Annotated in this window: 3 protein-coding genes; all 3 read left to right on the forward strand. The window is 34.7% G+C overall.

Features of this window, described 5'->3' with window-relative positions; all coding sequences use genetic code 11:
• Positions 1–191 precede the first annotated feature (191 nt).
• Positions 192–9,608, forward strand: coding sequence for a SpaA isopeptide-forming pilin-related protein (locus tag NHG49_RS27035; protein ID WP_258126766.1), 9,417 nt, complete (start codon positions 192–194; stop codon positions 9,606–9,608).
• 494 nt (positions 9,609–10,102) lie between these two features.
• The gene (locus NHG49_RS27040) at positions 10,103–11,503 is read left to right on the forward strand and encodes a M28 family metallopeptidase (RefSeq protein ID WP_064476084.1); all 1,401 of its coding nucleotides are present in this window, start codon (positions 10,103–10,105) and stop codon (positions 11,501–11,503) included.
• 147 nt (positions 11,504–11,650) lie between these two features.
• Positions 11,651–12,025, forward strand: a complete 375-nt coding sequence (locus NHG49_RS27045) for a hypothetical protein (protein ID WP_000738235.1) — start codon at positions 11,651–11,653, stop codon at positions 12,023–12,025.
• The last annotated feature ends 160 nt before the right edge of the window (positions 12,026–12,185 follow it).

Consider the following 12,185-nt stretch of genomic DNA (forward strand, 5'->3'; position numbering starts at 1 on the left):
ATAACTGTGTAAATATACATTTTGTTTTACGTTAAATAATATTACTTTGAACATAATCCAGTTTGTCTGAGAACGCGTATAGAAACGGAGGGATAGCAAAAACAAATAGCTTATAACAAATACTTTTAATATTCCATTTGTTCATGTGGAATAAGTCCCCAATGGACAAATGAATGTTCAGAGGAGGAAAAATGAAAAAACTTTTCAATGTATGTTTAATTGTATTCGTACTATTTTCGCAACTTGCTAGTTTTCCATACAATCAAGTAAAAGCGGAAACCTTAACAGGAGATTCCTTATTTGACACTGTTGAAATGAAAGATGCAACGAATCATATTATTGACGAAGCAAAAAATCCTACCAACTTAATAAAGATAGGATCAACCATTCAATTAGAATACGCTTGGTCAATAAAGGATCAACAAGTTGCACATGCAAATGATACAGCAGTAGTTCAAATACCACTTGCATTAAAAGTATCTAAAGATTTGCAAGGGGATTTAGTAACAGATCAAAAAAATATTGGTCAATATTTTATAACAGCTAAAGATAATAAATTAAAATTAATATTTAATGATCAAGTAGAAAATTTGAAAGACGCTAAAGGAAAAATTAAAGTTGATACCGTGTTTAACTCAACTTTAAAAACTGGAGAAAAATCAGTTCAAATCGCTTTTCCTTTAGGAACAATGGTTCAGCCTATATCAGTTCCTGTTCAGGTAGAAGACTCTAAAGAAGATGGCACCAAACAGGATACTAATAAACAAACGCAAGATCCAGTAGCTAAACCTGTTACTGACAATCCGGAGCAAGATCCAGCAACTAAGCCTGTTACTGATAATCCGGAACAAAACACAGCAACTAAACCTGTTACTGACAATCCGGAACAAAACACAGCAACTAAACCTGTTACTGATAATCCGGAACAAAGCACAGCAACTAAACCTGTTACTGATAATCCAGAACAAAACCCAGCAGCTAAAATTGCTACTGACAATCCAGAACGAAAGCTAGCAAGCGACCCTGCTGAAAATACAAATTCAGGTCCAAAGCAAATAACAACAAACATTTTAACCGGTGTAAAGTTGACGGATAAAGACGGAAAACCATTTACAGAGGATAACCGTCCAAGTACAGATTCCCCTGCCAATATTGAATTTACATGGGAGCTTTTAAAATCAATGAATGTGAAAAGCGGAGATTACTATATCTTTGATCTTCCTAAACATTTTAAGATTTACAATACAATTAACAGTCCTTTATATGATAGTGAAAACAATCAAATTGGTAATTTTACTGTTACAAAAGACGGAAAAGTCACGATGACATTCAACGATTATGTTGAAGAGCATCCAGATGTTGCTGGTAACCTACAATTAAAGACAGAATTTAATAAAGCTGAAATTAAAGGTACAACAACACAAGAAATTCCTTTCCCAATTAAAGATAAGGATGTTTCTATTACAGTTGACTTTAAGCCTAATGTACAAACAGCTACGAATAAAAAAGGGTTACCTGATAGACCAATTAATACAAATGAAATTAATTGGAAAGTAGAGATGAACAAAACGAAAGACACCCTTAAAAATGCTGTTTTTAAAGATAACATCCCACAAGGTACAAGCTTAAATAAAGATTCTATTAAAGTTTATTATTTAGAAGTTGATGTTAATGGGAATGTAACGCGTGGTACAGAAGCTGAGCCAACAGATTACAATATTATTTCATCAGATGGATCCAAATTGGAGATTGCTTTTAAAGATTCTATCAATAGAGCATATCAAATCGAATATGCCACAAAAATTACTGATGAAAATATTAAAAGTTTCCGAAATAACGTTACGATAACGAGTGATAATCAAAAGCAACAAAACGCAAGCTCTACTGTAACGGTTTCTCGTGGTACACACTTAAATAAAACAAGTAAATATGATCCAAAAACGCAAACAATTGAGTGGACAATTACTTACAATGGTGATCAAAGAGAAATCAAAAAAGCAGATGCGATTTTAAAAGATATTTTTGACGATACACACGAACTAGATGCAAATTCTATTGTTGTGAAAAACGCTTCATATAATGAAAAGGGAACGCTTGTAACAGGAGACGCTGTTAATAATTACACTGTAAGTAACAAGAAGAATGGATTCGATTTACAGTTTAATGATGATATTAATAGTGCTTATGTGATTACCTATAAAACCAAGCCAACTAATAAAGTTATAGAAGATGGAAAAGTAAAAAATAAAGTTACAGCTGATAATGATTCAAGTAAAGAAAATGAAGCTAGCTTCAAGCAGCAAAATATTATTAAATCTAATAATAAAGCTGAAACAAATTATAAAGACAAAACAACAACTTGGACAATTATAGTAAATAATAACAACTATCCATTAAACAACGCGATCATTACGGACACCTTTGATCATGGTGGATTACAATTAAAAGATAAAAAACTAGAAATTAAAGACGGAAATTATACCCTTCAAGCTGGGACTGACTATGTTTTAGATGCAACAGATAAAGGCTTCAAAATTACTCTTATAGGTACATATCAGTCTAATATGACAAAGACACTAGTCGTAAAATATACGACAGACTTTGATTATACAAAGCTAGAAAGTGGTAAAACTTCATTTAAAAATACAGGTAACCTATCTTGGATAGATACGGATTCTAAGCCACAATCAAATAAAGTTGAAGCTAATTTCGATCCTGATACTTTCACAAAGGCAAATGGTTATAAATACGGTTCTTATAACGCCCAAACGAAGGAAATTACTTGGATAATAGGCTTTAACTATAATAATGTTGAGATTAAAGATCCTTATGTTATAGACGTAATACAAGATAAACAAAAGTTAGTTCCTGGATCCATTGAAGTGCGCGATATGATTTTAAATGGAAATCCTGATAATGCACAACCTGGTAATGCTGTACCAACTGAGAAATATGAACTTGAAGAACCTACAGAGAAAAATAAAAACACCCTAAAGGTTCATTTCAAACAATCAATTAATTCACCTTACTATATTATCTTTAAAACAAGCCTTGATGGTGAACTTATCCAAGGCACCTACAAAAACGAGGCAGATTTAAAAGATGGCTCTAAAATTGTTAACACCCTTACAGGTGACACTCAAGTAAATAAAGGTGGCAGCTTCGTTACTAAAAAAGCTGTGCAAGACGACAACTATATTAATTGGAGTATCGCAATTAACGAAAGCCAATCAACCATTGCAGATGCGGTTGTAACAGATGACCCAACCGAAAATCAGGTAATTGTAGAAGATTCATTCCACTTATATCCTACAACTGTTGATCCATATGGAAATTTAACAAAAGATACAGTAAACGAATTAAAAGAAGGAACAGACTATAAACTCAAAATAACAACAGACAATAATACTGGAAAGCAACATTTCGAAATTGCCTTCTTGAAAAAAATTGATCGAGCTTATATTTTAGAATATCGCTCACTTATTAATGCAGACGATAAAGAGAAAGTAAGTAATAAAGCGAAAATCACAGGCAATAAGTTGACAGTTAAAAACACAGAAACTACTGAAACGATTGAAGTGAGAATGTCTTCTGGTTCAGGCGGAGGATCTGCTACCAAAGGTCGTGGAAACCTTGAAATTATAAAGGTAGATAACGACAATAAGAACGTACTATTAGCTGGGACAGAATTTACTTTATACGATCGTACAGGTAAAACTGTTATCCGTAAAATTACAACAGACAAAGACGGTATCGCTAAATTTAATAATTTAAAACGCGATAAATATTTATTAAAAGAAACAAAGGCTCCTGAAGGCTATGTAATTAGCTGGGATTTAAAACAAGGGAAAATTGTTGAACTTGGTACACAAGAGACTACAACATATAAACTTGCAAATAAGAAGTTTGTCGGGAAAGTAGTTTTAACAAAATCTGATGACCTGAACAAAAACGCAACACTACAAGGCGCCGTTTTCACACTACTAGATAAAGACAAAAAAGTAATTCCAGAACATGAAGAATTAACAACAAATAATAACGGACAAATTATTATAGATAAACTAAAACCAGGAACTTACTACTTACAAGAAACGAAGGCTCCTGAGCATTATCAATTAGATAGTAAACTTATTACGTTTACTATCTCTGAAGATCAAACAACAGTAGTAAACCGAACTGCGACAAATATTTTAACTAAAGGATCTGCTCTTTTAACAAAAGTGGATAATTATAATAAAACTTTAGCAGGGGCAGAGTTTACTGTTCAGGATCGCAACGGAAAAAATATTCCTGGATATGAGAAATTAACAACAAATGAACATGGACAAATAGAAGCAAAAGATTTACGTCCGGGTAAATACCAGTTTGTCGAAACAAAAGCTCCTGAGCATTATGAATTAGACAAAACGCCTATTCTATTTGAAATAGAAAAAAGCCAAACTACAGCCGCTTCTATTACAGCAAAAAACGCTTTAATTAAAGGTGGCGTTACGTTAACAAAAGTGGATGATATTGATGGCACTACCCTTGAAGGTGCGGTATTCAAAATTGTTAACGACAAAAATGAAGATGTCCGTACAAACTTAAAAACAGAAAAAGATGGAACTTTGACCGTTAAAGATTTAGATCCTGGTGATTATCAATTTATTGAAACAACACCACCTAAATACTATGACTTAAATAAAGAACCAATTCCGTTTACAATTGAGAAAAGTCAAACAAGCATTATCTCAATTACTGCAAAAAACAGTTTAACAACAGGTGCTGTTGAGCTATTAAAAGTCGACGAATTTGATAAAAAGACTCTTCTTGCTGGAGCTATGTTCAAAATCGTGAATGATAAGAACGAAGACGTTCGTACAGAATTAACTACCGATACAAACGGAACTGTTAAAGCTTCTGACTTACGTCCAGGCAAATACAAATTTATTGAAACGAAAGCTCCTGAACATTATGAACTGCGATCAACACCAATTGAATTTACAATTGAGAAAGGTCAAAAAACACCGATTGTTATTACAGCTGAAAATGGTCTATTACCAGGCGATGTTGAACTAACAAAACTCGATGATACTGATGGCACTGCACTTATAGGTGCCGTATTCAAAATTGTTAATAACAAAAATGAAGATGTCCGTACAGAATTAGTTACGAATCAGGAAGGTAAAATTATTGCTACTGGTTTACGTCCAGGTAACTATAAATTTATCGAAATGAAAGCTCCTGAGCATTATACCTTAAATAAAACACCGATTGAATTTACAATTAAGGAGAGCCAATCGACTGCTATTAACGTTACAGCTACTAATAGCTTAATAAAAGGCGGTATTGAATTAACAAAAGTTGATTCTGTAAATGCTAAGGAAACCCTTGAAGGTGCAGTATTTAAAATTGTTAATGACAAAGGTGAGGATGTTCGTACGGAACTTACTACTGATAAAGACGGTAAATTAGTAGTACAAGACTTACGTCCGGGTAATTATAAGCTAATCGAGACGAAGGCTCCTACTTATTACGATGTAAATGAAGAGCCAATCGAATTTACGATTGAAAAGAGTCAACAAAAACTCATCCCTATTACTTTCAAAAATAGTTTGACGAAAGGAAAGGTCAAATTAATTAAAGAAGATGACCTGGAGAGCGCGAAAGCTCTTGCTGGCGCTGTATTCACATTACAAGACGCAACTGGCAAAGAAATTATGAAAGATTTAACAACAGATGCACACGGAGTATTAGTCATCCCTGATTTAGCACCAGGTGATTATCAATTTATTGAAGTGAAAGCTCCTGAACATTATAAATTAGATCAAACACCTATTAAGTTCACAATTAAAAAAGGTAGTAAGGAAGATCTTCCTATCCCTGTTACTGTAAAAAACAGTTTACTTACAGGTGGCGTCACTTTAACAAAAGTTGATGATGTTGATGGCACTACTCTTGAAGGTGCAGAATTTATAATCGTTGACGCTCATGATACTAAAAAGGTAATTCGCAAAGGTTTAACGACTGATAAAAACGGTAAAATTACTGCTTCTGATTTACGTCCTGGAGACTATCAATTTGTTGAAGTAAAAGCTCCAAAAGACTATACCTTAAGCAAAGAGCCTATTCCGTTCACTATCGAAAAAAGTCAAAAAGAGAATATTACTGTTACTGCTACTAACAGTTTAAAGAAAGGTGCAGTAACATTAACAAAAATCGATGACATCGATCGTACGATGCTCGAAGGTGCAATCTTTAAGATTGTTGATATGGACGGTAAGGAAGTTCATACGAATCTTGTTACAGATAAAAATGGAAAAATTTCCGTTTCTGATTTACGCCCTGGAGACTATCAGTTCATTGAAACAAAAGCTCCTGAGCACTATGTATTAGAAGAAACACAAATTCCATTTACAATTGAAAGAAGTCAAACGAAAGAGATCAATGTTACAGGTAAAAATGCTTTGAAAAAAGGTAGCGTTGAACTAACAAAGATTGACGATATTGATATAAATACAAAACTTGCTAACGCCGTATTTAATTTATTAGATGCAGACGGAGAGCTAGTTGAAGAAGGCTTAAAAACAAATGATGAAGGTAAAATTGTTGTTGAAAATCTACGTCCTGGTACGTATCAATTCGTTGAAACAATTGCTCCTGAACATTACGATTTAGATAAAACACCGATTGAATTTACAATTAAGAAAAGCCAAACTGAAACTCTTCACGTTACGGCTAAAAACGCTCTAACAAAAGGTGCAGTGGAACTTTCTAAAGTAGATGACATCGATGACACTAAACTTGAAGGCGCAGTATTTAACATTGTTGATATGAAGGGTACTGTAATTCATAAAGGCCTTGTTACAAATGGTAAAGGGAAGATCGAAATTAACGACCTACGTCCTGGTGATTACCAATTCATCGAAACGAAAGCTCCTAAGCATTACGTTTTAGATGAAACACCAATCAATTTCACTATTGAAAAAGGACAGAAAAAAACTATTTCTTTAACTGCTAAAAATAGTTTAAAACAAGGTAGTATCGAATTAATTAAAGTTGATGATTTAAACGATCAAACAAAACTTGCCGATGCTGTGTTTAATTTACTAGATCAAAACGGGAAAGTACTTAAAACGGATTTAAAAACGAACAGTGAAGGAAAAATCATTGTTGAAAACTTACGTCCTGGTACGTATCAATTTGTCGAAACAACGGCTCCGAAACATTATGATTTAGACAAAAAGCCAATTGTAGTTACAGTTGAAAAAAGCCAGAAAGATATTGCTACTATTACTATGAAAAATAGTTTAACAAAAGGCGGCGTGGACCTTACTAAAGTGGACGACGTCGATGGTACTACTCTTGAAGGCGCAGTATTTAACATTGTTGATATGAAGGGTACTGTAATTCGCGAGAAGCTTACTACAAATTCAAGAGGTAAAATTAACGTTTCTGACTTACGTCCGGGTGATTATCAATTCATCGAAACAACGGCTCCGAAACACTACGATTTAAACAAAGAGCCAATTCCATTCACAATCACAAAGAGCCAAGCTGAGCCTATCTCTGTTACAGCTACAAATAGCTTAACGAAAGGCACTGTGGAGCTTTCTAAAGTGGATGATGTTGATGGTACCGCTCTTAAAGATGCGATATTTAAAATTACTGATATGAATGGTAATGACATTCGCACTGAGCTTACAACAGATGTACATGGAAAAATCTCTGTTCCTGATTTACGTCCAGGGGACTATCAGTTTATTGAAACGAAAGCTCCTGAACATTATAAATTAGACAGTACACCGCTTAAATTTACAATTAATAAAAGCCAAGCAGAGAAGCTACAAGTCACTGCCACTAACAGCTTAATTGAAGGTGCGGTAGAGTTAATTAAAGTTGATGATATAAATCCAGACACAAAACTTTCTGATGCGGTATTTAACATCATTGATGCGAAAGGTAAAGTTGTTCGCACGGATTTAACTACTGATAAAGACGGGACAGTTTCTGCTTTTAATTTACGTCCAGGAGATTATCAATTCGTTGAAACGAAAGCTCCAAAAGATTATGATTTAAATAAAAAGCCGATTCCTTTCACTATCGAGAAAAGCCAGCCAACTCATATTTCTGTTACTGCTAAAAATGGCTTAACTAAGGGTGGCGTGGAATTAACGAAAGTTGACTCTTTAGATGCGAAAGAAACGCTGGAAGGTGCGGTATTTAAAATTACTGATATGAACGGTAACGACATTCGTACGAATTTAGTTACCAATAAAGACGGAAAAATCATCGCTAAAGACTTACAACCTGGAGACTATCAATTTATTGAAACGAAAGCTCCGAAACATTATGAATTAAATGAAGATCCAATTAAGTTCACAATTGAAAGAAGTCAAACAAAACATGTCTTCGTTACAGCTACTAACAGCTTAACGAAAGGTAGTGTGGAGTTAATTAAAGTTGACGACATTGAAGAAAACACAACACTTGAAGGTGCAGTATTTAAAATTGTTAATAAGGATGGACACGACGTCCGTACTGATTTAACTACTGATAAAAACGGCCGTTTAGTTGTGGATGAATTACCACCAGGAGACTATGAGTTTATCGAAACAAAGGCTCCTAATCACTATGACTTAAACGAAACACCTATTAAGTTCACAGTTAAAAAAGGACAAGAAAAAATCGCTTCCGTTACTGCTACGAATAGCTTAACGAAAGGCGCGGTTGAACTTTCTAAAGTGGATGACGTTGACGGTTCGGTCCTTAAAGATGCAGTATTTAAAATCGTCGATATGAACGGGCACGACGTTCGTTCTAATTTAACTACTGATAAAGATGGAAAAATTTCTGTTTCTGATTTACGTCCTGGGGACTATCAGTTTATTGAAACGAAAGCCCCTACTGGATACGATTTAAGTGCTAAGCCAATTCCTTTCACAATTACGAAAGGACAATCTCAAGTTACTTCTGTTACAACTTTAAATAGTTTAACAACAGGTTCAATGGAGTTAACTAAAATTGATATTGATCACCATGGAACACTTGAAGGTGCCATTTTCAATATTTTAGATCACGACGGAAAAGTAGTACGAGAAGGTCTACAAACAGACGGGCATGGTAAATTAATCGTAAATGATTTGAAACCTGGTAATTATCAATTAGTGGAAACAAAGGCTCCTACAGGCTATCAATTAAATGCATCACCAATAAACTTTACAATTGAAAAAGCTCAAGCTACACCACTCCAAATTACAGTTTCAAATAAAAAAATCGATTCTTCATCAGGTGGAGATGATAAACCGATTACTCCTCCTAATAAAGAAGAGGAAACAGGTAAAGAAACTTCTGAAGAACTAGAAAAAGGAAATCCTGACACACATGGTAAAGAAACTTCCGAAGAACTAGAAAAAGGAAATCCTGACACACATGGTAAAGGAACTTCTGAAGAACTAGAAAAAGAAAACCCTGAAACACAAATAAACAAACAGCAAGATGACCGAAATAAGGGTAAAGAACTTCCAAATACAGGTCACAAAAATGATCCTACTCAAACAGTAGGCATCTTACTTCTACTAGCTGGTTTGTTAAGTATTTTAGCTACAAAACGAAAAAAATATTATTAATAGTTTTTCACACCTAATCAAATGAACATTTGATTAGGTGTTTTTTTATGCAAAAAAGGACGATACATAGAGTATCGTCCTTTTAACGGGGTGAGGCTGCCCAAAAGTACGGAAAACCTTTGAACAGCCTCGTATTTTCATATGGATGCCTTACATATATCACTGATAATAAGTATGAAATGCGGAAACATATTTATCATCACATGATTCAAACATGAGAAAAGAAACCCTATAGGATTCTTTTCTCTACATAATCTAAAGTTTGGGTACACTAGATTCATGCAATGTAGGAGCTTTCCAATCAGAAAGCGAACCTTCATTTAAAATGATAGCATACATATCTCCGTCAAAAATATGCAAATATGCATATAGAGTTTTTTATTTATCGATGTCAGAATATTGAAAAATAAAGAAGATAAAGATAAAGATAAAATAAAGTCATTATCCGTCTTCTTTTGTCAGTCAGAGAGAATAGAAGAATAGGAGAGGAAAAAATGAAAAAATCTTTGAAACAAAAAATAGTAAGCTCTTTGCTTGCTGTATCACTCGCTGTTAGCTTAGCTCCAATTGGACAAGCCAAAGCTGATTCCACGTCAGAAATCACACAGACTTCACCTATCACAAAACAAGTTGATGCAAGCCGCGCCATCGAACACATCCGTTTCTTATCCGAAACAATTGGTCCTCGCCCTGGTGGGACGAAATCAGAAGAATGGGCTTCTCGCTACGTTGGTATGCAGCTTAAATCAATGGGCTATGAAGTAGAATATCAACCATTTCAAGTGCCGGATCAATACGTTGGATTTATTGAATCACCATTATCCACAAAACGTAATTGGCAAGTCGGCGCTGCCCCTAACGCACTAATTTCTACAGAAGCTGTTACAGCTCCTCTTATCTTTGTTCAAGGTGGAACAAAATTAGAGGATATCCCAAATGAAGTAAACGGAAAAATTGTTCTGTTTGAAAGAGGAATAACAGTCGCAGACTATAATAAACAAGTTGAAAATGCTGTTAGCAAAGGAGCAAAAGGTGTCCTTTTATACAGTTTAATTGGCGGACGTGGAAATTATGGACAAACCTTCAATCCCCGCCTAACGAAAAAGCAGTCTATCCCTGTCTTTGGTCTTGCTTATGCGCAAGGAAATGCATTTAAAGAGGAAATCACTAAAAAAGGGACCACTCTTCTTTCTCTAAAAGCGAGACATGAATCTAGCTTAACATCACTTAATGTCATCGCTAAAAAGAAACCAAAAAACAGCACAGGTAATGAAAAAGCTGTCGTTGTAAGTTCGCACTATGATAGTGTCGTTGGAGCACCTGGAGCAAACGATAATGCTTCTGGTACAGGGTTAGTATTAGAACTGGCTCGTGCTTTTCAAAATGTAGAAACTGATAAAGAAATTCGTTTTATTGCTTTCGGTTCTGAAGAGACTGGCTTACTTGGCTCCGATTATTACGTTAATAGTCTATCCCAAAAAGAACGCGATCGAATTTTAGGTGTCTTTAACGCAGACATGGTTGCAACAAATTACGATAAAGCAAAGAATTTATATGCTATGACCCCTAACGGTTCTCCAAACCTTGTAACAGACGCAGCCTTACAAGCAGGTAAACAATTAAATAATGACCTCATACTACAAGGTAAATTCGGCTCTAGTGATCACGTACCATTTGCTGAAGTTGGTATTCCTGCCGCCCTATTTATTTGGATGGGTGTCGATAGTTGGAATCCATTAATCTATCATATTGAGAAGGTATACCATACGCCTCAAGATAATGTGTTAGAAAACATTTCGCCTGAACGTATGAAAATGGCATTAGAAGTTATCGGGACAGGAGTTTATAATACACTTCAAAAATCTGTTGCTCAAACTGAACAGAAAGCTGCTTAATCATTTAAAAGACCACTGATTTTTATCAGTGGTCTTTTATTGAGAAAATATATATATGCATAAAAGCATATTTCCTCCTGCTCATTATCCTATACAATATTAAGTGTAATAAAAATGATTACAACTAATAAGGAGGCCTTTTCTACTATGAAAAAAATGATTTTAGCCAGTGCTTTAACTTTAGCAGGAATTACTGGCGCTACCGCTTTTATTCCTGAAACAAAAGTCGCTGCTGCCACTCAAGAACAAAGCTTTACAAAATTTTATTCTTTGCAAACTGGAAGTAGTTCTGAACAAGAACCTATTTTCCTTCAAAAAGGACAGGAACTAACAATTCAACCTAACAGTAAAACTCCTAGTTACAGTGTTTATGACTCAAATCATAACCTTATTGGACGCTATTCTGATGGTTACGGCCGAATTTTCACTGCAAAAACAGATGGAAATATGTATGTTCAATTTCATGCACCTTTCGTTTACTATAGTCCTGTTAGCTTTTCCGTTACGTATACAATCCAATAAAGTGAAACTTTAATCAGTGGGGGTTTTCTTCATCCCCCACTGATTATTAGTTGAACCAATCGGACTTTTATGGGCAGTTGATCCCCCACCTAAATTCTTTGCTTTCGCTAAATTTTGAGGTGGGGGTCTTACTGCCCATTAAAGCGGGATAAAATAAAGG

The sequence above is a fragment of the Bacillus sp. IBL03825 genome, assembly GCF_024712505.1.
GTDB classification, from domain to species: domain Bacteria; phylum Bacillota; class Bacilli; order Bacillales; family Bacillaceae_G; genus Bacillus_A; species Bacillus_A wiedmannii.